Annotated in this window: 22 protein-coding genes and 1 other RNA gene; 11 read left to right on the forward strand and 12 right to left on the reverse strand. The window is 74.6% G+C overall.

What is annotated here, in order from left to right; translation table 11 throughout:
• Nucleotides 1–8 precede the first annotated feature (8 nt).
• The 3 genes from ACZ4YY_RS02720 to ACZ4YY_RS02730 all read right to left on the reverse strand — a co-directional run bounded on the left by ACZ4YY_RS02720 (nucleotide 9) and on the right by ACZ4YY_RS02730 (nucleotide 2,636).
• Entirely contained in the window at nucleotides 9–734 is a 726-nt protein-coding gene (locus ACZ4YY_RS02720) for a bifunctional DNA primase/polymerase (RefSeq protein ID WP_468282937.1), read from the reverse strand.
• A 216-nt stretch (nucleotides 735–950) separates the two neighbouring features.
• Nucleotides 951–1,583, reverse strand: coding sequence for a TetR/AcrR family transcriptional regulator (locus ACZ4YY_RS02725; protein ID WP_468282940.1), 633 nt, complete (start codon nucleotides 1,581–1,583; stop codon nucleotides 951–953).
• 51 nt (nucleotides 1,584–1,634) lie between these two features.
• Complete coding sequence (locus tag ACZ4YY_RS02730; protein WP_468282943.1) at nucleotides 1,635–2,636, reverse strand: Gfo/Idh/MocA family protein; 1,002 nt, start codon at nucleotides 2,634–2,636, stop codon at nucleotides 1,635–1,637.
• Between the two features lie 80 nt (nucleotides 2,637–2,716).
• Here ACZ4YY_RS02730 and ACZ4YY_RS02735 point away from each other — a divergent pair, with 80 nt between their 5' ends.
• The 4 genes from ACZ4YY_RS02735 (at nucleotide 2,717) to ACZ4YY_RS02750 (ending at nucleotide 7,434) form a co-directional block, all read left to right on the forward strand.
• Nucleotides 2,717–4,018, forward strand: a complete 1,302-nt coding sequence (locus tag ACZ4YY_RS02735; RefSeq protein ID WP_468282946.1) for a multidrug effflux MFS transporter — start codon at nucleotides 2,717–2,719, stop codon at nucleotides 4,016–4,018.
• A gap of 56 nt (nucleotides 4,019–4,074) precedes the next feature.
• Nucleotides 4,075–5,139 (forward strand): serine hydrolase domain-containing protein, encoded by a 1,065-nt coding sequence (locus ACZ4YY_RS02740; protein WP_468282949.1) that lies wholly within the window; start codon nucleotides 4,075–4,077, stop codon nucleotides 5,137–5,139.
• Between the two features lie 260 nt (nucleotides 5,140–5,399).
• Nucleotides 5,400–6,386 carry a small ribosomal subunit Rsm22 family protein gene (locus ACZ4YY_RS02745; protein WP_468282952.1) on the forward strand — a complete coding sequence of 329 codons (987 nt, stop codon included), beginning with the start codon at nucleotides 5,400–5,402 and terminating at the stop codon, nucleotides 6,384–6,386.
• A gap of 286 nt (nucleotides 6,387–6,672) precedes the next feature.
• On the forward strand, nucleotides 6,673–7,434 hold the full coding sequence (locus tag ACZ4YY_RS02750) for an SDR family oxidoreductase (RefSeq protein ID WP_468283229.1): 762 nt from the start codon (nucleotides 6,673–6,675) through the stop codon (nucleotides 7,432–7,434).
• A 285-nt stretch (nucleotides 7,435–7,719) separates the two neighbouring features.
• Here ACZ4YY_RS02750 and ACZ4YY_RS02755 read toward each other — a convergent pair whose 3' ends face one another.
• Entirely contained in the window at nucleotides 7,720–8,046 is a 327-nt protein-coding gene (locus tag ACZ4YY_RS02755; protein ID WP_468282955.1) for a nuclear transport factor 2-like protein, read from the reverse strand.
• A 125-nt stretch (nucleotides 8,047–8,171) separates the two neighbouring features.
• Here ACZ4YY_RS02755 and ACZ4YY_RS02760 point away from each other — a divergent pair, with 125 nt between their 5' ends.
• From ACZ4YY_RS02760 to ACZ4YY_RS02775, 4 genes are all read left to right on the forward strand, one after another.
• Nucleotides 8,172–8,714 carry a DoxX family protein gene (locus ACZ4YY_RS02760; protein WP_468282958.1) on the forward strand — a complete coding sequence of 181 codons (543 nt, stop codon included), beginning with the start codon at nucleotides 8,172–8,174 and terminating at the stop codon, nucleotides 8,712–8,714.
• Between the two features lie 94 nt (nucleotides 8,715–8,808).
• Nucleotides 8,809–9,273: a MazG-like family protein gene (locus ACZ4YY_RS02765; protein WP_468282961.1), complete on the forward strand. Its 465-nt coding sequence runs from the start codon at nucleotides 8,809–8,811 to the stop codon at nucleotides 9,271–9,273.
• A gap of 394 nt (nucleotides 9,274–9,667) precedes the next feature.
• Complete coding sequence (locus ACZ4YY_RS02770; RefSeq protein ID WP_468282964.1) at nucleotides 9,668–10,348, forward strand: class I SAM-dependent DNA methyltransferase; 681 nt, start codon at nucleotides 9,668–9,670, stop codon at nucleotides 10,346–10,348.
• On the forward strand, nucleotides 10,345–12,168 hold the full coding sequence (locus tag ACZ4YY_RS02775; RefSeq protein ID WP_468283232.1) for a SpoIIE family protein phosphatase: 1,824 nt from the start codon (nucleotides 10,345–10,347) through the stop codon (nucleotides 12,166–12,168). Before ACZ4YY_RS02770 ends, ACZ4YY_RS02775 begins: the two co-directional genes overlap by 4 nt.
• A 3-nt stretch (nucleotides 12,169–12,171) precedes the next feature.
• On the opposite strand, the gene rnpB is transcribed toward ACZ4YY_RS02775, so the two are convergent.
• Nucleotides 12,172–12,572: RNase P RNA component class A (gene rnpB, locus ACZ4YY_RS02780), an RNA gene on the reverse strand.
• A gap of 571 nt (nucleotides 12,573–13,143) precedes the next feature.
• On the opposite strand from rnpB, the gene yaaA reads away from it, so the two are divergent.
• Entirely contained in the window at nucleotides 13,144–13,926 is a 783-nt protein-coding gene (gene yaaA / locus ACZ4YY_RS02785; protein ID WP_468282967.1) for a peroxide stress protein YaaA, read from the forward strand.
• Between the two features lie 269 nt (nucleotides 13,927–14,195).
• Here yaaA and ACZ4YY_RS02790 read toward each other — a convergent pair whose 3' ends face one another.
• The 3 genes from ACZ4YY_RS02790 to ACZ4YY_RS02800 are packed head-to-tail and all read right to left on the reverse strand — an operon-like array spanning nucleotide 14,196 to nucleotide 17,360.
• A complete protein-coding gene (locus ACZ4YY_RS02790; protein ID WP_468282970.1) occupies nucleotides 14,196–15,767 on the reverse strand; it encodes a bifunctional RNase H/acid phosphatase in 1,572 nt (523 codons plus the stop codon).
• A 13-nt stretch (nucleotides 15,768–15,780) separates the two neighbouring features.
• The gene (locus ACZ4YY_RS02795) at nucleotides 15,781–16,524 is read right to left on the reverse strand and encodes a zinc ribbon domain-containing protein (protein WP_468283235.1); all 744 of its coding nucleotides are present in this window, start codon (nucleotides 16,522–16,524) and stop codon (nucleotides 15,781–15,783) included.
• On the reverse strand, nucleotides 16,521–17,360 hold the full coding sequence (locus ACZ4YY_RS02800) for a Nif3-like dinuclear metal center hexameric protein (protein WP_468282973.1): 840 nt from the start codon (nucleotides 17,358–17,360) through the stop codon (nucleotides 16,521–16,523). The genes ACZ4YY_RS02795 and ACZ4YY_RS02800 overlap by 4 nt, the downstream gene beginning before the upstream one ends.
• 224 nt (nucleotides 17,361–17,584) lie before the next feature.
• Between ACZ4YY_RS02800 and ACZ4YY_RS02805 the strand changes: the two genes are divergently transcribed.
• Together ACZ4YY_RS02805 and ACZ4YY_RS02810 are read left to right on the forward strand one after the other, a co-directional pair.
• Complete coding sequence (locus tag ACZ4YY_RS02805; RefSeq protein WP_468282976.1) at nucleotides 17,585–18,814, forward strand: hypothetical protein; 1,230 nt, start codon at nucleotides 17,585–17,587, stop codon at nucleotides 18,812–18,814.
• Between the two features lie 94 nt (nucleotides 18,815–18,908).
• Nucleotides 18,909–19,067, forward strand: coding sequence for a hypothetical protein (locus ACZ4YY_RS02810; protein ID WP_468282979.1), 159 nt, complete (start codon nucleotides 18,909–18,911; stop codon nucleotides 19,065–19,067).
• Nucleotides 19,068–19,235: 168 nt separating this feature from the next.
• On the opposite strand, the gene ACZ4YY_RS02815 is transcribed toward ACZ4YY_RS02810, so the two are convergent.
• The 4 genes from ACZ4YY_RS02815 to ACZ4YY_RS02830 all read right to left on the reverse strand — a co-directional run bounded on the left by ACZ4YY_RS02815 (nucleotide 19,236) and on the right by ACZ4YY_RS02830 (nucleotide 23,366).
• Nucleotides 19,236–20,186 carry a 3-oxoacyl-ACP reductase gene (locus ACZ4YY_RS02815; protein WP_468282982.1) on the reverse strand — a complete coding sequence of 317 codons (951 nt, stop codon included), beginning with the start codon at nucleotides 20,184–20,186 and terminating at the stop codon, nucleotides 19,236–19,238.
• Nucleotides 20,187–20,197: 11 nt separating this feature from the next.
• Nucleotides 20,198–21,274 (reverse strand): Zn-dependent alcohol dehydrogenase, encoded by a 1,077-nt coding sequence (locus tag ACZ4YY_RS02820; protein ID WP_468282985.1) that lies wholly within the window; start codon nucleotides 21,272–21,274, stop codon nucleotides 20,198–20,200.
• 93 nt (nucleotides 21,275–21,367) lie between these two features.
• On the reverse strand, nucleotides 21,368–22,225 hold the full coding sequence (locus ACZ4YY_RS02825; protein ID WP_468282988.1) for a MaoC/PaaZ C-terminal domain-containing protein: 858 nt from the start codon (nucleotides 22,223–22,225) through the stop codon (nucleotides 21,368–21,370).
• A gap of 484 nt (nucleotides 22,226–22,709) precedes the next feature.
• Complete coding sequence (locus ACZ4YY_RS02830; RefSeq protein WP_468282991.1) at nucleotides 22,710–23,366, reverse strand: class I SAM-dependent methyltransferase; 657 nt, start codon at nucleotides 23,364–23,366, stop codon at nucleotides 22,710–22,712.
• Nucleotides 23,367–23,402 lie beyond the last annotated feature (36 nt).

Genomic DNA, 23,402 nt, shown 5'->3' on the forward strand with positions numbered 1-23,402 from the left:
GGCGGGGGTCAGTGCCGCAGGGGCCAGGGGGCGGGGGTCTGGCCCACGTGCCGGGCGCAGGCGTCGGTCAGGGCTTCGAGCAGGGTCAACGGGTCGGGCAGCGGGTGCTCGGGGCCGCGGAACCAGTGGACGGCCTGGCCGTCGTCGCCGGGGAGGCGGGCGGGGGGCACCAGGACGTAGGAGCCGCGGCAGTGCCAGCGCAGGCCGGGATGTTCGTCCATGGTCTCGGGGTGGCAGTCCAGCTCACAGGGCCACCACTCGTCCTCGTCCTCGGGGGTGCCGCGGGTGAGGGTGAAGAACAGCATGCGGCCGTCGTCGCACTCGGCGACCGGCCCGACGTCGATGCCGGAACCGAGCAGCCGGTCCAGGGCCTCGCGCCCGGCCTCCAGAGGCACGTCGAGGACGTCGTGGGTCATGCCGGTGGCGGTGATGAAGTTGGCCTGCGGCTGGTGGCGGGCCCAGCGCTCGACCTGGGCTCGGTCGGTGGTGGACTGCGTCTGCCAGGCGAAGGACAGGGGGTGCCGGCCGGGGGTCGGACAGCCGACCCGGTCGCAGGAACAGCGGTAGCCGGAGACCGGGTGGGCGGCGGGCGCGAGGGGCAGTCCCGCCCCGGCGGCGGCGAGCAGCAGGGCCTCACGGCCGCCCTCGTCGGCGGCCTCCTTCGGGCGGCGTCCGCGCAGCCACTGGGAGATTTTGCCCTGCCGGCCGGTGTGGCCGCCGTTCTCCGCGCTCATCTATCCCCTCGCCTCGCCGTGTGCCGACAGCATGCCTCATGGTCCCACCATCCTGCGCATCGGGGGGCCGGAGCCCGCAATAGGGGCAGGTGGGACGAGGGGTACGGATGGGCCGTGAGGGGTGATTGCGGCAGTCGGCCCAGCGGTGCCGCGCCGCGGAGCGCGTGGTCGGCCGGCGGCCGTGGCCAGGAGGGCGGCGACGGCTGCGCGCTGCGCTCAGCGGGGCGCCAGGCCGTGCAGCGCGTAGTCGACGAGGGTGTCGGTGTAGGCGTGGGAGATGGGCCCGGTGTGCTGGAGCCAGCGCTGGGCGAGCGGGGAGATGAAGAACTCGAGGGCGATGCGCAGGTCGAGGTCGGCGCGGACCTGGCCGGCCTCCTGGGCGGCGCGCAGCCGGTCGACGTACAGCCCGATGGACGGCTCCATGAGCTTGGCCACGAACTCCCGGCCGACCTGCTCGTTGACCACGCCCTCGGCGGCCAGGGCCCGGGAGGGCGCCTCGAACCGGGGATCGGTGAGCTGGTCGACGGTGGCCCGCAGCACGGCCTTGATGTCGGCGGCGACGTCGCCGGTGTCGGGGATCGCGTACGGCTCGTGCCGCCCCCCGCCCGCGTCCGCCGCCGCCTGTTCGCTGAGGTCGAGGAACGCCTCCAGCAGGACGTCGGCCTTCGAACCCCACCAGCGGTAGATGGTCTGCTTGCCGACGCCGGCCCGGGCGGCGATGCCCTCGATCGTGGTCTTCGGGTATCCGACCTCCACGACGAGGGCGATGGCGGCGTCATAGATGGCGCGCCGGGACCGCTCGCTGCGGCGGGCGGTGGCGGCGGCCGGCTTTCCGGGCTGGGTGACCATGGATCGACGGTACCAAGGGGGTGAGACGGTACGTCTCGGGAGCGGGAGCTGTCACACGTGCTCTCCGGGGTAGCGCACCCCGATCCGCTCCCGGACGGCGTCCAGGGTCCGCATGACGGCGAGGCTGCCGTCGAGCGGGACGAGCGGGGACTCGGTCTCGCCGGCCCGCAGCGCGCGCATGACCTCCCGGGCCTCGTGGCGGAAGGTGGTGCGGGGGCCGTCGGCCGGGTCGGCGGTGAACTCCTGCGGGTCGCGGCCGGCGCGGTGCAGGACGAGACGGTCGGGGTGGAAGAAGCCCGACGGGATGTCGATGCGGCCGCGCGAGCCGGTGACGGAGGCGGCGGTGCCGGTGCCGCCGACGACGGAGCAGTGCAGGGCGGCGAGCGCGCCGGAGTCCCAGGACAGCGCGAGCGCCGTCTGGAGGTCGACGCCCTCGGCGGACAGGACGGCCTGCGCGGAGACACCCGAGGGCTCGCCGAGCAGGAGGTGGGCGAAGGAGACGGGGTAGACACCGAGGTCGAGGAGGGCGCCGCCGCCCTGCGCGGGATCACGCAGCCGGTGCGAGGGCGGGAAGGGGCCCTCGAGCCCGAAGTCGGCCTGCACGGTCCGCACCTCGCCGATCGCGCCGTCGTCGACGAGCGTCTTCAGGCGGCGGATCAGCGGGTTGCAGTACATCCACATCGCCTCCATGAGGAAGCGCCCGTTGTCCCGCGCCAGCGCCACGAGTTCCTCGGCCTCGCGCACGTTCAGCGTGAACGGCTTCTCGCACAGCACACCGCGCCCGGCCTCCAGGCACAGCCCGGCGGCGGCCCGGTGCGCGGAGTGCGGGGTGGCGACGTAGACGACATCGATGTCCCCGTCCTTGGCCAACTCCGCCCAGTCGCCGTGGGCGCGGGGTATCCCGAAGCGTTCGGCGAACGCCCTCGCGGAGGTCTCGCTGCGCGAGGCGACCGCCACGACCTCCGCGTCGGGAAGGTCGATCAGGTCCGCCGTGAACGCGGCGGCGATCCCGCCGGTCGCCAGAATCCCCCACCGCACGCTGTCCGTCGTCATCCCGCCCCGCTCCCGTGCCGTCCCGTCATGGTGTTCGAGCTGAGAGCATAGGTGGCGCGCAGGTCGGAGAGGGAGGGCACATGGCCGAGGGCGGGGCTGGGGCGTCGACACCGGACGTGTCACGGGCGGCGGCACCGCCCGGGACGGACCGGACACCGGGTGCACGGCGCCGTACGGGTCTGCTGGTCGTCCTGGTGCTGGGCGGTCTGACCGCCACTCCCCCGCTGGCGATGGACATGTACCTCCCGGCGCTGCCGGAGGTCACCCGTGTCCTGCGCGCACCCGCCGCGACGGTCCAGCTCACGCTGACCGCGTGCCTGGCCGGCATGGCGTTCGGGCAACTGGTGGTGGGCCCGATGAGCGACCGCTGGGGCCGCCGCCGCCCGCTGCTGGCCGGTCTCGCCGTGTACGTCGTGGCGACCGCCCTGTGCGCGCTGGCCCCGACCGTGGAACTGCTGATCGCCTTCCGCCTGGTCCAGGGGCTGGCGGGCGCGGCCGGCATCGTGATCGCGCGGGCCGTCGTCCGCGACCTGTACGACGGCGTGGCGATGGCCCGCTTCTTCTCCACCCTGATGCTGGTCTCCGGGGTGGCCCCGGTGGTCGCGCCGCTGATCGGCGGGCAGATCCTGCGGGTCACGGACTGGCGGGGCGTGTTCGTCGTCCTGACGGTGGTGGGCGTGCTGCTGGCGACGCTGGTGGCGGTGCGGCTCCCGGAGACGCTGCCCGCCGCCGACCGGCACGCGGGCGGTGTGCGCGAGGCGCTGCACGCGATGCGCCGTCTGCTGGCCGACGCCTCCTTCGCCGGATACCTGCTCACCGGCGGCTTCGCCTTCGCCGCGCTGTTCGCGTACATCGCGGCCTCGCCGTTCGTGATCCAGGAGATCCACGGCGCCTCCCCGCAGATGTTCAGCCTGCTGTTCGGCCTGAACTCCGTCGGTCTGGTGGTCGTCGGCCAGGTCAACGGCAAGGTGCTGGTGGGCCGGGTCCGGCTGGACCGGGTGCTGGCGGTGGGCCTGGCGACGGTCGTCGCGGCGGCGACGGCGCTGCTGCTGATGTCGGCCGGCGTTTTCGGCTCGGTGGGGCTCGCTCCGGTCGCGGCGGCCCTCTTCGTGCTGATGTCCGCGATGGGCGTCGTCCTGCCCAACGCCCAGACGCTGGCGCTGCTGCGGGTGCGCCACTCCGCCGGCTCCGCCTCCGCACTGCTGGGGACGTCCTCCTTCCTGATCGGCGCGGTCGCCTCGCCGCTCGTGGGGATCGCCGGCGAGGAGACCGCCGTCCCCATGGCGGTCGTCCAACTGGTGGCGGCACTGGTGGCGGCGGCCTGCTTCGTGGGAATGTGCCGTCCCGGGAAGAACGTGGGGGCGGAGGGAGCAGCGAGCTGAGCGCACCGAGACTGCGCGTCGACAGCCCGGAGCGTGCCGGGCTCGACCCCGAGGAGATGCGTCACCTCGTCCGCGAGGTCCACGACCTCACCACCGGAGACCGCCCCTGGGCCGCGGGCGCCGTCGTGGTCGCCGGACGCGGTCCCGTGATCGCCGTGCAGGAGGCCGCGGGCTGGGCGGTGCGCTACGCGCGCCACGACCCCGAGACCGGCACGGGCGTGGAACTGCCGCCCGCGGCCCGGGTGCCGGCCACCGTCGACACGCCCTTCGACCTGGCCTCCCTCACCAAGCTGTTCACGTCGGTCGCGGCGGTGCAGCAGATCGAGCGCGGCACGCTCGGCATCGACGCCCGCGTGGGCGCCTACCTGCCCGACTTCCGCGCGGCGGCCGCCCACGACATCACCGTGCGCCGGCTCCTCACGCACACCTCCGGGCTGCGCCCCGAGCTGCCGCTGTACGACTGCGCCGACGACGAGGCCCGCCTGGAGCTGCTGCGCGCCGAGGCGCCGGTCGGCGAGCCGGGCGTGTACCGCTACTCCGACCTGAACATGCTGCTGCTCCAGCAGCTCCTGGAACGGCTGACCGGCCGCCCCCTCGACGTCCTCGTCCACGACGGGATCACCCGCCCGCTCGGCATGACGTCGACCGCGTTCGGTCCCTGTCCCGGCGCGGCGGCCACCGAGGACCAGCGCCGGCCGTGGGCCAAGGTGGACCGGGGCATGCTGCGCGGCGTCGTCCACGACGAGAACGCCTGGGCCCTGGGCGGCGTCGCCGGGCACGCGGGCCTCTTCTCCACGGCCCGCGACCTGGCGGTCTTCTGCCGCACGCTGCTGGCGGGCGGCTCCTACGGCCCGGCCCGCATCCTGGGACCCGACTTCGTGGAGCTCCTGCTGACCCCGCCCGGCCTCGGCTTCGCCGTCGACCAGCCGCGCTTCATGGGCGGGCTCGCGGGGCGGGGGGCGGCGGGCCACACGGGCTTCACCGGGACGTCCCTGGTCCTGGACCCGGCGACGGACACGTTCCTGGTCCTCCTCGCGAACACGGTCCACCCGAGACGCCGGGAACCGGACAGCAGACCACGAGCGGCGGCGGGGTCACGGCTGGCGCGGGCGGTGCGGTGAGCGGGCGCAAACCGGCGGTGGTCGCGTCACGGGTGGTGCGCCGAGTCGGCGGGGCTGCGCGCCGCCCGGGGCGCGGGTGGCGTGAGGGGTGGGACGACGGGCGGCGGGGCGACGGGGGCGCGCCCGGGCGGTTCAAGGGCCGGCCGTCGCGGCGGTCGCGGGTGGCTCGGGCGGTGGGACGTCGAAGTGCTCGCGGCCGGGATTGCGCATCGCGCGAAGGGCCGGGGCGGCCGTCACCCCGGCGCTCGTAGAATCGCCGGGTGAACCACCCCGTACCCCCCGCGGAAGTCCTCCGCGGCAGCCTCGCCGCGTTGCTGGCCGGACTCCCGCCCCGGCAGGCCTCCGCGGCCGTGGACCGGCTGATCGCCAGTTACCGTGGCGCCACCCCCACCGACGCCCCCATCCTGCGCGACCGAGCGGACGTCGTCGCGTACGCGGCGTACCGGATGCCGGCCACCTTCGAGGCGGTGCGTTCGGCGCTGGAGGCGTTCAAGGTGGCCGTACCGGGCTGGGCGCCCGCCGGGCACGTCGACGTCGGCGGCGGCACGGGCGCGGCGACCTGGGCGGTGAGCGCCGTATGGGAGGGCGAGCGTCCGGTGACGGTGCTCGACTGGGCGGAGCCCGCCCTCGCCCTCGGCCGGGAGATCGCCGCCGCGCACCCCCCGCTGCAGGACGCACGGTGGCAGCGCGCCCGCATCGGGGCACAGCTCTCCCTGCCGGAGACGGACCTCGTGACCGTCTCGTACGTCCTCAACGAGCTGCCCGCCCCGGACCGCGCCGCCCTGACCGACGCCGCCGCGTCCGCCGCGCGGTCCGTGGTGATCGTGGAGCCGGGCACCCCGGACGGCTACGCGAGGGTCATCGAGGCCCGCGACCGGCTGATCGCGGCCGGATTCCGCGTCGCCGCCCCCTGCCCGCACAGCGCGGCCTGCCCGATCGTCCCCGGCGAGGACTGGTGCCACTTCTCGGCGCGGGTCAGCCGTTCGTCCCTGCACCGCCAGGTCAAGGGCGGCTCCCTGCCCTACGAGGACGAGAAGTTCAGCTATGTCGCGGCCACCCGCCTCCCCGTGACGCCCGCCCCCGCCCGGGTGGTCCGACGGCCGCAGATCCGCAAGGGCCAGGTGCTCCTCGACCTGTGCGAGACCGAGGAGCGGCTGACGCGGACGACGGTGACCAAGCGCCTCGGCGACCTGTACAAGGCGGCGCGGGACGCCGACTGGGGCGACGCCTGGCCGCCCCAGGACTGATCGGACCGGCTCGAGCCCCGGCGCTCGGTCTCCGCCACGAAGGACGCCACCGTGCTGATCGGCACGGCCTCGGTGGCGACGTACGGGACGGTCTTGAGGTCGGCGCGGGCGAGGTCGCGGCCGAGGGCGCCGGTGACGTACCCGCGCCGCCCGTTGCAGAACCTCAGGTGCGGGTCGGCGGTCATGGATGGCGGTCATGGATGGCGGACGGAAACGTTCCTCGTGCCGGGCGCCCGCACAAGTTCGCGCCGAGAGCCCTGCCGTACGCTGCGGACCCATGAACGCCATGCGTACCGACGAACGGTCGAGGATCGCGGTGGTCACCGGCGCCGGTTCCGGCATCGGCCGCGCGGTGGCCGTGGAACTGCTGCGCGCGGGCTGGTCGGTGGCGCTCGCGGGCCGCCGCGCCGAGACCCTGGAGGAGACGGCCGCACTGGTGCGAGGAGCGGCGGCTCTCGCCGTCCGGACGGACGTCTCACGGCCCGAGGAGGTGACGGGGCTCTTCACCGCCGCACGGGAGCGGTTCGGGCGGGTGGACCTGTTGTTCAACAACGCCGGCACGTTCGGGCCGGGCGGGGTGCCGGTCGAGGACCTGCCCTACGACGCCTGGCGGCATGTGGTGGACACCAACCTCAACGGGGCGTTCCTGTGCGCGCAGGCGGCGTACCGGCAGATGAAGGAGCAGGATCCGCAGGGCGGCCGGATCATCAACAACGGCTCGATCTCCGCGCACACGCCCCGCCCGCACTCGGTCGCCTACACCGCGACCAAGCACGCCCTCACCGGTCTCACCAAGTCCCTGTCGCTGGACGGGCGACCGTACCGCATCGCGGTCGGGCAGATCGACATCGGCAACGCGGCGACGGACATGACGGCCCGTATGCAGACGGGCGCGTTGCAGGCCGACGGCGAGGTCGCACCGGAGCCGGTGATGGACGTGGCCGACGTGGCGCGCACGGTGCGGCACATGGCGGAGCTGCCGCTGGAGGCGAACGTGCAGTTCGCGACGGTCCTGGCGACCACGATGCCGTACGTGGGACGTGGCTGAACCGTCAACCTACACAAGCGGAATGTGACCGTCCGCACCATGACCGCCGGTCGGGCGCCTATGCTCGTCCCACCTCCACAAGAGCTTCACAGTTGGAGGACGGAGCTTCCGCAGACCGCTCCGAGGGGGAGGACGGCAGCCGCTCCACGGCACCGGATGGGGGTGGACCTCGCGCAGGACGGCGAGGTGCGCACCGGGCCGTGGAGGGGCTGCCGTACACCGACGCGCTCTGCCACGCGCTGTCACCTTCCGAGCGCGCCCAGGCGGGCACAGTGCAAGGACCCCTTACGCCTGCCCGGTCTCGAAGCGGGAGATCCGGCCGTCGTCCTCGACGACGAAACGCCAGGCGGTCCGCATCTCGCCCCAGGCGTCGTTGCTGTAGCGGGCGAGGAGGGCGCGGCCGCCGTTCGACTCCCGATCGACCTCCAGGTGGCCGTGGGAGGAGAAGATCTCCCGGTCGATCCACTCGGCGAGGTCGCGGTCGGAGCCGTCGTCCGCCATCGTCGCGTCGGGCGTCAGCAGGCTCAGGAAGGCCTCCCGGTCGTGGGCGTTGACGGCGGAGACGAAGGCCCGGACGGCCGGGTCGCTGAGTTTTCCGGTCTGGATCGTCATACGCGTCAGCGTCACACCGGCCCCCGAGCCCCGCCACCCGAACGGCGCCGGGGCCGGGCGGGGAGGTGTGAGGGGTGCGACGGTGGAAACGCGAAGGGGGTCATCGCCGTCGTCTGGAGCTCACCGTGACGTGTTACGACCGACGTGATCTGGGTCTGCTGCTGCTTCGACTGGGCACCGGAGGTGTGCTGGTGGCCCACGGCACGCAGAAGCTGTTCGGCTGGTTCGGCGGACACGGCCTGCGCGGGACGGGGCAGTTCATGGAGTCCATCGGCTACGAGCCCGGCAAGGCGAGCGCGACGGCGGCCGGCCTGGCGGAGGCCGGCGGCGGCGCCCTGCTGGCGCTGGGCCTGGCCACCCCGGCGGCGGGCGCGGCGGCGGCCGGCGCGATGGCGGGCGCGTCCGCGGTCCACGTCCCCAACGGCTTCTTCGCACAGAGCGGCGGTTACGAGCACGCTGCCTCCCTCGGCCTGACCGGCGCGGCCCTCGCCGTCACCGGCCCCGGGCGCCTCTCCCTCGACCACGCCCTCGGCCACACGGTCAACCGGGGCTGGATGGTCCCGACGGCCCTGGGTCTGACGGCGGCGGCCACCGCGGTGATCGTGGGCCTGCGCAACCAGCGACTGCGGCGCCGGGAGGAAGGCGAACAGGAGGCCCTGTTCGAGTAGCCACCCGCCGGCGGGGGCCGGTGGCGGGTGGTGCACAGGACGCGCTGTCCGAGCAGCCGCCCGGTGGCGGAGACCGGCGTGGCAGGCTGCGTCCATGACCGATCAGCGCGCCCAGCCCCTCCCCGCCGACCTCTGGGACACCATCGACGCCCTGTGGACGTGGCTGGAGGCCGACCAGCCGATCGGCGGCCGTGAGGGTCTCCTGCTGCGCATGCTGAAGCTGTCGGAGGAGGTCGGCGAGGCGGCCCAGGCCGTGATCGGCGCGACCGGCCAGAACCCGCGCAAGGGCACCAGCCACACCTGGCAGGACGTCGAGTCCGAACTGTGCGACGTGGTCATCACGGCACTGGTGGCACTGCGGACGCTGACGCCCGAGGCGCGGGAGGTGTTCACCCGACACCTGGCCCGCGTGGCGAAACGCTCGCTGGGTGCCGGCCCGAACGACCCGAGCAGCCCGACCAGCCCGAGCAGCCCGACCAGCCCGAACGGCCCTGCCGGTATGACCAGCCCCACCGGCGCGCCCGGCCCGGCCGACACCGTCGGCCCGCCCGGCCGGTAGAGCAGGAGCGGCCCATGAGCCACGACCGCCCGGTGCGGCACGAGCGACCGGCCGATGAGCCACGACCACCCGGTGCGAAACGGCGCCACCGCCCGGTGCGGATGGCGCCACCACCCGGCAGGCACGCACGCCACCGCCCGGCAGACGCGCACGCCACCGCCCGGCAGACGCGCACGCCACCGCCCGGCAGGCACGCACGCCACCGCCCGGCAGGCACGCACGCCACCGCCCGGCAGGCACGCACGCCACCGCCCGGCAGACGCGCACGCCACCGCCCGGCAGGCACGCACGCCACCGCCGGGCAGACGCGCACGCCGCCTCCCGACAGGGACAACGCCCCGAATGCGTGATTTGTGGAAAAATCGCACCGGGGGCATCGAGAGGGAGACGTCTCGTGAGCAGCCCCGGCGACAAGCTCGACTACACGAGCCTGCGGCTCGACCGTACGGGCCAGGCCGAGGCCTTCGACACCATCGGCAACCGCTACGACGAGGCGTTCCCGCACAAGGAGGGCCAGGTCGCGGCCGCCGAGTGGATCGTCGCGAGCCTGCCGGCCGGGGCGCGCGTCCTGGACCTGGGGTGCGGCACCGGCGTGCCGACCGCGCTCCAGTTCGCGCGGGCGGGACTGGACGTCGTCGGCGTGGACCTGTCGGCGGGGATGGTGGAGCTGGCGCGCGAGCAGGTGCCCGGTGCCCGTTTCCACCGGGCCGACATCGCGGACCTGCGCCCGGGCGGCCCCTGCGACCTGGGCCGCTTCGACGCGGTGGCGGCCTTCTTCTCGCTGCTGATGCTCCCGCGCGCGGAGATCCCGCTGGCGCTGCGGACCGTTCGGCACCTGCTGCCGCCGGGCGGGCCGTTCGCCCTGTCGATGGTGGAGGCCGACGTGGACGACTTCTCGATCCCCTTCATCGGCAGGACCATCCGGGTCTCCGGCTATCTGCGGGACGACCTGCGGGATGTCGTGGGGGAGGCGGGTTTCCAGATCGTCGGGGAGTCGTCGTACACGTACGCGCCGGCGACGGCCGACGTACAGCCGGAGGAACAGATCTTCCTGTGCTGCCGCAGGAACGACTGAGACCGGCCGGAACCCGGGCCGGGGAAGCAGGACGCGTGACGGACCACCGCGAAGCCCCTGAACGTCGTCCCGAGCCGTCGGACGCCGCCGGGTACCGGTGGGTCCGGCGCCCGGGCGGCGCGGGCACGGGTACGCAGACCGACCGGCTGCGCTACCTCGACGCGGCGACCCGCCAGATCGCCCGCGGCATGGACCTCGACGAGACGCTGCACGAGCTGTGCCGCGCGGCCGTCCCGCTCTTCGCCGATGCGGTCCTCGTCCATCTGTGGGAGCCGCTGCCGGTCGGGGAGGAGCTCCCCGCCTCCCGCAGGGTCCTGCGGCTGCACAGCGCGTACCGCGAGGCTGAGGGTGGGCGGCCGGTCGGCCCGCGCCCGCCGGAGAGCGCACGGCGGGTGCGCCCGGCGGTCGCGGCACGGCTCGCCCCGTTCCTGGCGGCCGGCCGGCCGGTCTTCGGGACCGCGCCGGGCCTCGTCCCGGCACTGACCGAGCTGCTGCTGTCGGCGGGAGTCGCCGCGGACGACGTCCCGCCGGGCCTGCGTCTCGTCGTCGCGCCTCTGCACGGCCGCAGCAGCCACCTCATGGGCAGCGTCGTCCTGGCCCGCGGGCCGGACCGGCCGCCGTTCACCCGGGACGACCTGCTGGTCGCCTCGCAGCTCGCCACGCACACCGCGTTCGGCGTCGACAAGGCGGTGCTGTACGGGCGGGAGGCGTCCGTGGCGGACGCGTTGCAGCGCACGATGCTCCCGCCGTCGCTGCCCCGGCCGGCCGGTGTGCGGCTGGCCAGCCGTTATCTGCCCGCGTCCCGGACCGCACAGGTCGGCGGCGACTGGTACGACGCGATCCCGCTGCCCGGCAACCGGGTGGCGCTGATCATCGGCGACGTGATGGGCCACTCCATGACCTCGGCGGCGATCATGGGCCAGCTGCGCACCATCGTGCAGACGCTGGCCGGCCTCGACCTGCCCCCGGACGAGGTTCTGCACCACCTCGACGAGCAGGCGGAACGCCTCGGCAGCGGGCACATCGCGACCTGCCTGTACGCGATGTACGACCCCCTGGCCCAACGCCTGCTGATCGCCAACGCCGGCCACCCTCCCCCGGTGCTCCTGCACCCGGACGGCCGCGGCGAGATCCTGCGGGTGCCGCCGGGAGCACCGATCGGGGTGGGCACCGACGGATTCGAGTCCGTGGACACCCAGGCACCCCCCGGAGCGACCCTGCTGCTCTTCACCGACGGCCTGGTCGAGACCCGCGGCTCGGACGTCATGACCGGCATGGAACGCCTCCTGACCCGCCTGCGCACCACCGGCGCGACGGCCACCACCCCCACGCTCGAGCACCTGTGCGACCTGGCGCTGTCCGAGGTCGGCACCGGCGACCGGGACGACGACATCGCCCTGCTCGCCGCCCGCTTCGAGGGCCTCCAACCGGAGACCGTCGCCTACTGGTACCTGGCCCCCCACCCCCGCACCGCCGCGCACGCCCGCCGCCTGACCCGCCGCACCCTGCACCGCTGGGGCCTGGACGACCTCCTCGAACCGACCGAACTCCTGGTGGGCGAGATCATCGCCAACGCCGTCCGCTTCGCCACCCGCCCCCTCACCCTCCGCCTCCTCCTCACCGACGTCCTCCGCTGCGAGGTCGGCGACGACTCCCCCCAACTCCCCCGCATGCGCCACGCCCGCACCAGCGACGAGGGCGGACGAGGCCTGTTCCTCGTGGACCAACTGGCGGCCCGCTGGGGAGCGACCCGGGTGAGCACGGGAAAGGTGGTGTGGTTCGAGGTGGCAGTGACGGGGGGTTCGGTCCCCCGACGATGAGGGCAGACGAGTCGGGCTGTACGCCGGGTTCTGTTCCGGGGGTTCTCGCGAACCCTCCGGTGACGGCCATCCATCTAGGGCCGGCGTTGCCGCCGGCCTCGTGCGGTCTACCCACGGACTCGGGCGGGCAGCCCTCGAACGTCCGCGCAGAAACACCGGGGTGTTTCCTTTTGACCTTGCTCCGGGTGGGGTTTACCTAGCTGCCCAGGTCACCCTGGGCACTGGTGGTCTCTTACACCACCGTTTCACCCTTACCGAGGACCGAGGTCCCCGGCGGTCTGTTTTCTGTGGCACTGTCCCGCGGGTCACCCCGGGTGGCCGTTAGCCATCACCCTGCCCTGTGGAGCCCGGACGTTCCTCGGGAAGCCCCCTGGGGGGCTCCACGCGGCCGTCCGCCCGGCTCGTCTGCCGTTCGACCATGGTACCGGGCGCAGGCCTCGCCTCGGTCCGCCGGCCGGGGCGCCGGCGGCGCGAGACGTCGCTCGACCCTGCCGCCGGGTCAACGCCTCCCCTGGTGCCAAGCGGATCGGAGGAATCGACGGTCGCTGGAGCTGACCGGGCCGGTCGTCCAGTCACGGGCCAGTCGTCCAGGTCACGTTCCTGGGGCGCCGGCGGGAGGTCGGCGTGGTGCGTCTGCACGCCGACGAGGCGCGGGACCTCGTCCGGGCCGTCAGGCGGGCGCGCACCGCGGTGTCGACGAGGGCAGCCTCCCGGCGGGCGTAGGGCATGGACGGGCGGGTCCATCCCACCCCGTAATCTGGCGCGGGGCCTCCACTGCCGGACGGTCCCACCGCGGGACGGTCCGACCGCCGGACGGTCCGCGGTGGACCCCGGTCCAGGACCGGACCCCGGGTCCACCGCGGGGACCCACCCCCGGGGCCCGCACGGGACCCCGCCCCAGGCGCCCCGCCGCGGGACCCCACCCCCGGCAGCCCGCCACGGGGCCGCCCCGAGTCCACCGAAGGAGAAACGCTCGTGCTCGTCCTGCTGCCGCCGTCCGAAGGAAAGGCCGCCTCCGGTCGTGGCGCCCCGCTGAAGCCGGAGTCGCTGTCGCTGCCGGGGCTCGCCACCGCCCGCGAGGCCGTCCTCGCCGAACTGGTGGAGCTGTGCGCGAGCGACGAGGAGAAGGCGCGTGAGGTGCTCGGGCTGAGCGAGGGGCTGCGCGGGGAGGTCGCGAAGAACGCGGAGCTGCGTACGGCGGGTGCCCGGCCGGCCGGGGAGATCTACACCGGCGTCCTGTACGACGCCCTGGACCTGGCGTCGCTGGACGCTGCGGCGAAGAAGCGTGCGGCGCGGTCGTTGCTGGTCTTCTCGGGGCTGTGGGGTGCCGTCCGGGTGACGGACCGCATCCCGTCGTACCGCTGCTCGATGGGGGTGAAGCTGCCGGGGCTCGGGGCGCTGGGGGCGCACTGGCGGGCCCCGATGGCGCAGGTGCTGCCCGAGGTGGCCGGGGACGGGCTGGTGCTGGACCTGCGGTCGGCGGCGTACGCGACGGCGTGGAAGCCGAAGGGTGAGGTCGCCGGGCGGACGGCGAGCGTGCGGGTGCTGCACGCGCCGACGCGGAAGGTGGTCAGCCACTTCAACAAGGCGACGAAGGGGCGGATCGTGCGGGGCCTGCTGGCGGCGGGGATCGCGCCCCAGGGTCCGGCGGAGCTGGTGGAGGCGCTGCGGGACCTGGGACACGTCGTGGAGGCGCAGGCTCCGGCTCGGGCGGGGACGGCCTGGTCCCTGGACGTGCTGGTGGAGGAGATCCACTGACACCGAGCGAGCGACGGACCTGCCGTTCGCGCTCTGTGCGAGCTCCGGCGCTCCGCGCGAGTGCCGGCCCCGTCCTTTGCGCGGGTGCATCGGGGGGTCACGATGTGGCCGTGGCGCGCCCCGTCCCTCCCGTTGGGCTGTCTCCGTCCTTCCCTTGGGCTGTCTCCGTCCTCCCCTTCGCATGTCTCCGTCCCGGACCTCGCGCCCGACGTGCCCGGCGGCGGCCCGCGCCGGCGCCTCCACCCGCTGCGGCGTCCGCGCCGGCGGGCTCACCCGCGCAGGTGGGACGTGTCGTTGAGGAGGCGGACGCTGGCGTTGCCGTCGGCGTAGTACGCCACCACCGACAGCGAGGCCGCCGACAGCTCCATGCGGAACAGCGACTCGGGCGGGGCGCCCAGGGCGAGCCGTACCAGGGTCTTGATCGGGGTGACGTGGGTGACCAGCAGGACGGTGCGGCCGGCGTACGCGGCGACCAGCTTGTCGCGGGTGGCGGCGATCCGGGTGGCGGTCGCCGCGAAACTCTCGCCGCCGCCGGTCGGTTCGGCCTCCGGGTCGGACAGCCAGCGGTTCAGGTCGTCGGGGTGGCGCTCACGGACCTCGCCGAAGGTCAGCCCCTCCCAGGCACCGAAGTCCGTCTCGCGCAGCCCGTCGTCGACGGTGACCTCCAGCCCCAGGCGGGCCGCGACCGCGCCGGCGGTCTCACGGGTGCGGGTGAGCGGGGAGGCGACGATGTGCTGGATCGTGCCGCGCCGGGCGAGCGCGGCGGCCACCCGCTCGGCCTGCTCGCGGCCGACGGCGGAGAGCGCCGGGTCGGTGCCCCCGCTGCCGGAGAAGCGCTTCTCGGGGGTGAGGGGCGTCTCACCGTGGCGGAGCAGCACGAAGGTGGCGGGCGCGCCCAGATCGGGGGCCGAGCCCCAGCCGACGGACGGCTTCGCGGTGGACGACGGGCCGGCCACCGTACGGGCGGCCCGCAGATCGGCGTCGGCCTTCGCACCGGCCGACCCGGCGGGCGCACCCCCCGAACCAGCCTCGGCCCCCGCACCGACAGACCCGGCAGGCACACGCCCCGGTCCGGCATCGGCCCTCACACCGACGGACCCGGCAGGGACACCCCCCGAACCAGCCTCGGCCCCCGCACCGACAGACCCGGCAGGCACACCCGGACCGGCATCGGCCCCGGCACCGAGGGACCCGGCAGGGACACCCCCCGCACCAGCCTCGGCCCCCGCACCGGCGGGGGCGGCCGGGGGACGGCTCTGGGCCAGCGCCTCCCGGGCCCTGGCCGCACCGGCGGCGGCGTCACCGGGCGGGCCCGACGGCTCCGGGGCCGGGGTCGTCGGGCCGCCCGTGGGCCTTCGGGCCGCCGATGCCGCGCCCGCGGGCGACGGCATTCCCGGCGCCGCCCCGGACGCTCCGGCGTCCCACTGCTCGCCCCGCTTGCCGGCGTCCATCGCCTCGTTCGCCAGCCGGTCGGCGTGTTTGTTCTGCTCGCGCGGGATCCACTCGTAGGCGACCTGTCCGGGCGGGAAGACGCCGGCCGCCTCCGCCGCCAGCGGCTTCATTGCGGGGTGCTTGATCTTCCAGCGGCCGGTCATCTGCTCGACGACGAGCTTGGAGTCCATGCGGACGCGCACCGCGGCGGACGGGTCCAGCTCGCGCGCGGCGCGCAGGCCGGCCAGCAGTCCCCGGTACTCGGCCACGTTGTTCGTGGCGACGCCGATGTACTCGGCCCGCTCGACGAGGGTCTCCCCCGTCGCCGCGTCGATCACCACGCTGCCGTAGCCGGCGGGCCCCGGGTTGCCCCGGGAACCGCCGTCGGCCTCCACGATGAACTCCCGCACGCCGCAGACCCCTTTACAGGCCGGACTCGGAGGTCCGCACCAGGATGCGGCGGCAGTTCTCGCACCGCACGACCGTGTCGGGCGCGGCGGAACGGATGTCGCTGAGCTCGGTGATGGCGAGCTCCTGGCGGCAGCCCTGGCAGGTGCGCTGGTAGAGCTTGGCCGCGCCGATGCCGCCCTGCTGCTCGCGGAGCTTTTCGTAGAGCTTCAGCAGGTCGGCCGGGACGGAGGCGGCGATGACCTCGCGCTCCTTGGTCGCCGACGCCGCCTCGCCGTCGATCTCCTCGACGGCCGCGTCGCGGCGCGCGGTCGCGTCGTCGATCTTCCCCTGGACGGCGCCGACCCGCTCGGTCAGCTCGGCGACCCGCTCCTGGGCGCCCTCGCGGCGCTCCATGACCTCCAGGACGACGTCCTCCAGGTCACCCTGCCGCTTGGCGAGGGAGACGATCTCCTTCTGGAGGTTCTCCAGGTCCTTGGGGGAGGTGACCGCGCCGGAGTCGAGCCGCTGCTGGTCGCGGGCGGCGCGCTGACGCACCTGGTCGACGTCCTGCTCGGCCTTGGTCTGCTCGCGGGCGCAGTCGCTCTCCTCGGTCTGCGCGGCCACGAGCAGGTCGCGCAGTTGCGTGAGGTCCTTGGTCAGCGATTCGATCTCGGCGTGCTCGGACAGCGACCTGCGCCGGTGGGCGAGCTGCTGGAGGCGGACGTCGAGGGCCTGGACGTCGAGGAGGCGGATCTGGTCGGCGGGCGCGGCGTTCAGTTGGGGGCTCCAAGTGACGGGGAGTGGCTGGTCCAGGGGTCGGTGACCGTCTTCGAGACGTGGACCCTCAGGCCCCATCCGTTCCGGTCGGAAATCTCGTCGAGCTGGGCGGCGGCCAGCTCGCACCAGGGCCATTCGGTGGCCCAGTGCGCCGCGTCGAGCAGCGCGAGAGGACTGTGGGCGCGGGCCTCCGACGCCGGGTGGTGGCGCAGGTCCGCGGTGAGGAAGGCGTCGACGCCGGCGGCGCGGACGTGGTCGAAGAGGCTGTCGCCGGAGCCGCCGCTGACGGCGACCGTGCGGACGGTGGCCTGCGGGTCGCCGGCCACGCGGATGCCCTGCGCGGTGGCGGGCAGCCGCTCGGCGGCGCGGGCGGCGAGTTCACGGACGGTGAGCGGATGGTCGAGCTCGCAGATCCGCCCGAGGCCGCGCCGGCCGGAGGGGTCGGTGGGGTCGGGCACGAGGGGCCCGACGACCCGCAGGTCCAGGGCTCCGGCGAGCGCGTCGCTGACGCCCGGGTCGGCGGTGTCGGCGTTGGTGTGGGCGACGTGCAGGGCGATGTCGTTCTTGATGAGGCTGTGCACGACCCGGCCCTTGAAGGTGGAGGCCGCGACGGTCGTCGTCCCGCGCAGGTAGAGCGGGTGGTGGGTGACCAGCAGGTCGGCGTTCAGCTTCACGGCCTCGTCGACGATCTCCTGGACGGGGTCGACGGCGAAGAGGACGCGCACGACGTCCTGGCCGGGGTCGCCCACGACGGTACCGACCGCGTCCCAGGACTCGGCCCGTTCGGCGGGCCACAGGTTCTCCAGCGCGGTGATGACTTCAGACAGACGGGGCACGGGGCAAGGCTACCTGGCCGTTTCCGGGGGGTGTACCGTTGCCGCCCCCCGGCGGGCGGTACGGCCGCGGCCTGCCGGGGCGGCGGCGCGGATGCGCACAGCACACCCCCGGCACCCCCCTCAGACGAATCGCTTCTGCACCACTCGTAAGGGGGAAGCCCCTGCTCGTCGGCCCCCCGCCCGTGCGTACGAAAACTAGCTTCGTCGCCGGAGGTGACCGAACGATGACCGCCTGTGCCATCGAAACCACCGCTGCGGACGGCGACGGGAACGGGGACCGGACGCCGAGCGCGGACTGCGTGATCACGGCGGACGGCGCCTACGCCGCACGCCTCGCCCGCGCCGGCGAGTCCTGGTTCCCGGAGCGCTGGACGCTGGACGGCCCCGAGCCGTACGCCGTGCCGCTGCCCTCGCACCAGCCGGAGGAGCCCGGCACGGAGGTGCAGCCGCTGTCCGACGGACGCGTGCTCATCCGGCGTGCGGTCCAGGGGCGGCACGCCTTCTCGCTCCTCTACCCGACCGGACCCGGCACGGGAGAACTGCCCCTGGGCGCCGTCGAGTGCCCGGACGAGGACACCCGGCTGCGTCTGCTGCCGCCGGCGCCGTGCGGTGAGCGGGTGTACGCCCTCGCCGTGGGCCGGCGTTCGACGGCGCTGTGGCGGGTGGCGGGCGGCGCCTTCGGCCCCGAGCACGTGGCCGAGATCCCCGGCCGCTGCTCGGGCGGGGTCTGGCTGGACCGGACGGGACGCATGCTGGCGCTGGACCGGGAGGCGGGCGGCCGCACCAAGGCGGTCGTGGTGGACCTGGAACGCGGTGGCGAGGTGTCGCCGCTGCTCCAGATCGCCGACGACAGCGACGACCGTCTGCTGCTCGCCGCCCCCGACAGCGGTCTGCTGGTCATCCGCTCGGACGCGCCCTCCCCCGGTGCGGCACGGCTGGGCTGGGGGGTGCTGGGCAGCACGTTCCCGGTGCGGTTTCCGCAGTCGCTGCGGCTGCCGGACTGCACGCTGACGCCGTTCGCGGTCCAGCCCGGGCAGGTGCTGCTGCCGGAGAGCTGCGCGGTGGCGTTGCGCGTCAACGGGCCGTTCGGCAGCTGGGTGGGCGTGTGGCGTCCCGCGGAACGCCGGCTGCACCACCTCGCCGCGCCCGAGGGGTGGCTGGCGGGGGCGGGGTGGTGGACGCGGGACGGTGAACTGCGGCTGCCGTACGCGACGGAGGCGGAGCCGTGCGGGGTGGCGCGGATGGCCGTACCGGCCTCGCCGCCGGCCGCGGAGGCACCGGCCACCGCCGCCCGCGCCCCGGGCCCCCCGGACTCCCCCGAACCGTCGGCCGACGCGGAACACGACGAGCCCGCCGCGCCCTCGGAGCGCACCCCGCGTCCTGAGCCGCGGCCCCTCGTCTCCCGTCCGGTCCCCCTCCGACACGCACCCCTGGATCGCCTTGTAACGAAGTAGCAGCGGTTGGCGTGGCCGCCTGGATCCGCCCCGCGGTGTGCCCGGTACACTCGCCCGGCTGTAAAAGATCATGTTGACGGGGTGAACACATCCGATGAGCGACGCAAGCACCGCGCAGCCGCTGAACGCCGACGCCCAGGAGGCCGCCGGACACGGCCGTCACCGGGGCCCGGTCTCGTCCCACGACGGCGAGTCCGCTCCTCGCGGCCGGCACCGCAAGCCGGCCGAGGAGAAGGCCGGGGTTGCCGTCTGACGGCAGCAGACGACAGGGCCCCGTCCGCCGGACCGGCGGACGGGGCCCTTCTTCCTGTCGGGAGTTTCCGCCGGACCGTCCGTCCGGGGCTTCGCCCGGAGGTCTTCCTCCGAGGGTCTTCCTCAGAAGGCCTGCCTCCGGGGTCTGCGTCCGGAGCGTCCGTCCGGGTCACTCGTCCGGTCGCCCCCTGCGCAGGGTCAGTACCTCCGCCGCCGCGAACGTCTCCCGCTCCGGGCGCGCCGCGTAGTGCGGTGTGAGGACCGCGTCCAGCTCCTCGTAGCTGAAGGAGTCCTCCTTGCTGTCGAACTTCGCCTGCACGCGGGGCCGTTCGACGACGGCGACCATGCCGCCGTGGACGACGAGCAACTGGCCGTTGACCCGGGCGGCGGCCGGGGAGGCCAGATAGCCGACGAGCGGGGCGACGTGCTCGGGGGCGAGCGGGTCGAGGCCCTCCTCGGGCCGTCCGAGGCCGGCGAAGACGTCCTCGGTCATCCGGGTGCGGGCGCGCGGGCAGATGACGTTGGCGGTGACGCCGTACCGGGCGAGCGCGAGGGCCGTGGACGTCGTCAGGCCGACGATGCCGCCCTTGGCCGCCGCGTAGTTGGGCTGTCCGGCCGAGCCCGCCAGGAACGCCTCCGACGAGGTGTTCACGATCCGCCCGTACACCGGACCTCCCGCCGCCTTGGACCGCTCGCGCCAGTGGGCGGCGGCGAAGCGGGTGGTGTTGAAGTGGCCCTTGAGGTGGACCCGGATGACCGCGTCCCACTCGTCCTCGGTCATGGAGAAGACCATGCGGTCGCGCAGGATGCCCGCGTTGTTGACCAGGACGTCCAGCCTGCCGAACGCGTCGATCGCGAAGGCGACGAGGGCGCGGGCCTGCGCGAAGTCGGAGACGTCCCCGGTATGGGCGAGGGCGCGGCCCCCGGCCGACCGGATCTCCCGCGCGACCTCCTCGGCGGGGCCGGCCGAGGCGGCGCCCGAACCGTCGCGGCCGGGCTGTCCGTAGTCGTTGACGACGACGGCCGCGCCCAGCCGGGCCAGTTCCAGCGCCTCGGCGCGGCCGAGGCCGCGTCCGGCACCGGTGACGATCGCGGACAGCCCCTCGAGCGGCAGCGTCATGGCGCTCCCCCTCACATCTCCACGCAGGTGCGCAGGGCGGACCCGGTGCGCATCCCGTCGAGGGCCTCGTTGATCTCGGCGAGCGGCACGCGGTGGGTGATCAGGCCCGCCAGGTCGATCCGGCCGGCCCGCCACAGGGCGATGGTCCGTTCGTAGGAACGCAGGACGTCGCCGCCGCCGTACATCGACGGCAGGATGCGCTTCTCGTCGAAGAACAGCTCGAACATGGTGAGCTGGAGGAAGTCGTCCATGGCGCCCGCGCCGACGACGACGAGGGTGCCGCCGCGCCGGGTGGTGTCGTAGGCGGTGCGGGCGGTGGCGGAGCGGCCGACGACCTCGAAGACGTAGTCGAAGCCCTCGCCGCCGGTGATCCGCTGTTTGGCGTCGGCCAGTTCGTCCGGCGCGACCGCCTCGGTGGCGCCGAAGCGCAGCGCGGCGTCGCGGCGGGAGGCGACCGGGTCGACGGCGACGATCTCGGCGGCTCCCTGGAGCCGGGCCCCCTGGATCGCCGACACTCCCACTCCCCCGCAGCCGATGACGGCGACGGACGAACCGGCCTCGATCCGCGCGGTGTTGAGGGCGGCGCCCAGGCCGGTCGTCACCCCGCACCCGATGAGGGCGGCGATGTCGAAGGGCACGTCGTCCGGGACGGGGACCGCGCAGCCCGCGTCGACCACGACCTCCTCGGCGAAGGTGCCGGTGCCGGCGAAGCCGAACACGTCGCCCCCGGGGCGGCGGAAGTTGGGGGTGCCCGCGTTCATGAACCCGGCCAGGCACAGCTGGGTCTGTCCTCGCCGGCAGGCGGGGCAGGTGCCGCAGGCCGGCAGCCAGCACACCACCACGCGGTCGCCGGGCTTGACCCGGGTGACGCCCTCGCCCACCTCCAGGATTTCGCCCGCGCCCTCGTGGCCCGGTACGAACGGCGCCGGCTGCGGCAGCACGCCGCCCATCGCGGACAGGTCCGAGTGGCACAGCCCCGTTGCGCGGATGCGGATCCTGACCCTGCCCGGGCCGAAGCCCACCGCCTCGACGTCGTCGAGGACCTCCAGCTTGTCCTGGCCGATCTCGTGCAGTACGGCTGCGCGCATGGTGCGGCTCCCCTCAAATCCCCTCGGGTGACGGGTGGTTCAGGACTGTTCGACGATCGTGGCGGTTCAGAGGTGTTCGACGGTCGTGGCGGTTCAGAGATGTTCGACGATCGTGTCGGTGAGGACGGGCGCGTCGTCCCGCTCGACGGCGCTCACGGCCACCCGCACGGCGGCGTTCCCCCGCCACATGCGGATCCGCAGGGTCTCGCCGGGGTACACGACGCCGGCGAAGCGGGTGGCGTAGGCGCGGACCCGGCTCACGTCCCCGTCGAGCAGCGTGTCGACGACCGCCTTCAGCGTCATGCCGTAGGTGCACAGGCCGTGCAGGACGGGCCGCTCGAAACCGGCGCGCTTGGCGAAGTCGGGGTCGGCGTGCAGCGGGTTCCGGTCGCCGGAGAGACGGTAGAGCAGCGCCTGGTCCTCGCGGACGGGGCGCTCCACGGTCCGGTCGGGGGCGCCCGCGGGCGGGGGGAGGCTCGTGGAGGGGCCCCGGTCGCCTCCCCAGCCGCCCTCTCCGCGGACGAAGATCTGGGCGTCGTTCGTCCACAGCGGGCCGTCGGCGTCGGCGACCTCGGTGCGCATGACGAGGACGGCGGCCTTGCCCTTGTCGTACACCGCGGCGATGCGGCCGGTGGCGGTCGCGGTGCCCTCGGCGGGCAGGGGCCGGTGGAGGGCCAGGGACTGGCCGCCGTGCAGGACGCGGGCGAGGTCGACGTCGACGCCGGGCATGGACAGTCCGCTGATCACCCCGGGCGAGCCGGCGCCGGCGACGGTGGCGAAGCTCGGCAGGACGTGCAGCCGGGTCTCCAGGGTGTAGCGCAGTTCGTCGGGGTCGGTGGCGGGGACGCCCGCGCCGATGCCGAGGTGGTAGAGCAGGACGTCCTTGCGGTCCCAGGAGATCTCGCCGGTCCGGGGCTCGGCGGCGAGCGCCTTGGCTGCGTCGATGGGCATGGGGCTCCAAACGGGACGGGTGCGTTCGGGGCGGCGTGCCGAGACCTCGGCACGGCCGTCCGCACCGTCGGCCGCACCGAGGTCGTCACGGGGCCGCGGAACCCGCCCGGGGTAGAACGCGTTCCAGTGCGGCGACCCTCTGTATAGCCGAGCCCCCGACAGTTGTGAAGGCTCCTGACGGTATGTCAGACACGGGGTGCCGCCCGGCCCGCCCAGGCGTTCCCCCCGCCCGGACCGGCCCCCGCTCCCCGGCGTCCCGGCGCGCCCGCGCGCCCGCGCGCCCGCGCCGGAGGGTGGCCCCGCATCCTTTGCCGGAGGGCGGCCTCATGTCCCGGGACCGGGACCGGGACCGGGACCGGGACCGGGACCGGGACCGGGACCGGGACCGGGGCCGGGACCAGACCGCAACCGCAACCGCAACCGCAACCGCAACCGCAACCGGCGACGGTACCGGTACCGGTACCGTCGCCGGGCGCACGGGGGCCTAGGTGCCGGGGCCCGTGCGCCGCAGCACCCGCAGGGAGCCGGTGTCGGAGACCTCCTCGAAGGCGCCGGAGGCCAGGGCGCGCAGGTAGACGCGGTAGGGCGCCTGGCCGGTGAACTCGTCGGCCGGGTGCGGGAAGACGTCGTGGATGACGAGGAGGCCGCCCTCGGCGAGGTGCGGGGCCCAGCCCTCGTAGTCGGCGTTCGCGTGCTCGTCGGTGTGGCCGCCGTCGACGAAGACGAGACCGAGGGGGGTGCCCCAGATTCCGGCGATCTGCGGGGAGCGGCCGACGAGCGCGACGACGTGCTCCTCCAGGCCCGCCCGGTGCAGGGTGCGGCGGAAGGCGGGCAGCGTGTCCATCAGGCCGATCTCGGGGTCGACGGTCTCCGGGTCGTGGTAGTCCCAGCCCGGCTGCTGCTCCTCGCTGCCGCGGTGGTGGTCGACGGTCAGGGCGGTGACCCCGGCCCGGCGGGCCGCGTCGGCGAGCAGGAGCGTGGACCGCCCGCAGTAGGTGCCGACCTCCAGCAGCGGCAGCCCGAGGCGTCCCGCCGCGGCGGCCGCCGCGTACAGGGCCAGCCCCTCGTCGGCGGGCATGAACCCCTTCGCCGCCTCGAACGCGGCGAGGATGTCGGGCTGGGGCTCGGGTGCCGCGGTCATGGGGTCCCTCTCGGTTCGTGCGGGCGTGCAGCGCCC

The organism is Streptomyces sp. NPDC030143 (assembly GCF_055573695.1).

What these genes read in the sequence shown, in the direction of transcription:
- ACZ4YY_RS02805 (WP_468282976.1), top strand. Translation starts at nt 17,585, where the DNA reads ATGACCGCCTGTGCCATCGAAACCACCGCTGCGGACGGCGACGGGAAC.
- ACZ4YY_RS02755 (WP_468282955.1), bottom strand. Translation starts at nt 8,046, where the DNA reads ATGACGATCCAGACCGGAAAACTCAGCGACCCGGCCGTCCGGGCCTTC.
- ACZ4YY_RS02825 (WP_468282988.1), bottom strand. Translation starts at nt 22,225, where the DNA reads ATGCCCATCGACGCAGCCAAGGCGCTCGCCGCCGAGCCCCGGACCGGC.
- ACZ4YY_RS02830 (WP_468282991.1), bottom strand. Translation starts at nt 23,366, where the DNA reads ATGACCGCGGCACCCGAGCCCCAGCCCGACATCCTCGCCGCGTTCGAG.
- ACZ4YY_RS02720 (WP_468282937.1), bottom strand. Translation starts at nt 734, where the DNA reads ATGAGCGCGGAGAACGGCGGCCACACCGGCCGGCAGGGCAAAATCTCC.
- ACZ4YY_RS02730 (WP_468282943.1), bottom strand. Translation starts at nt 2,636, where the DNA reads ATGACGACGGACAGCGTGCGGTGGGGGATTCTGGCGACCGGCGGGATC.
- ACZ4YY_RS02735 (WP_468282946.1), top strand. Translation starts at nt 2,717, where the DNA reads ATGGCCGAGGGCGGGGCTGGGGCGTCGACACCGGACGTGTCACGGGCG.
- ACZ4YY_RS02750 (WP_468283229.1), top strand. Translation starts at nt 6,673, where the DNA reads ATGCGTACCGACGAACGGTCGAGGATCGCGGTGGTCACCGGCGCCGGT.
- ACZ4YY_RS02820 (WP_468282985.1), bottom strand. Translation starts at nt 21,274, where the DNA reads ATGCGCGCAGCCGTACTGCACGAGATCGGCCAGGACAAGCTGGAGGTC.
- ACZ4YY_RS02810 (WP_468282979.1), top strand. Translation starts at nt 18,909, where the DNA reads ATGAGCGACGCAAGCACCGCGCAGCCGCTGAACGCCGACGCCCAGGAG.
- ACZ4YY_RS02725 (WP_468282940.1), bottom strand. Translation starts at nt 1,583, where the DNA reads ATGGTCACCCAGCCCGGAAAGCCGGCCGCCGCCACCGCCCGCCGCAGC.
- ACZ4YY_RS02815 (WP_468282982.1), bottom strand. Translation starts at nt 20,186, where the DNA reads ATGACGCTGCCGCTCGAGGGGCTGTCCGCGATCGTCACCGGTGCCGGA.
- ACZ4YY_RS02765 (WP_468282961.1), top strand. Translation starts at nt 8,809, where the DNA reads ATGACCGATCAGCGCGCCCAGCCCCTCCCCGCCGACCTCTGGGACACC.
- ACZ4YY_RS02740 (WP_468282949.1), top strand. Translation starts at nt 4,075, where the DNA reads ATGCGTCACCTCGTCCGCGAGGTCCACGACCTCACCACCGGAGACCGC.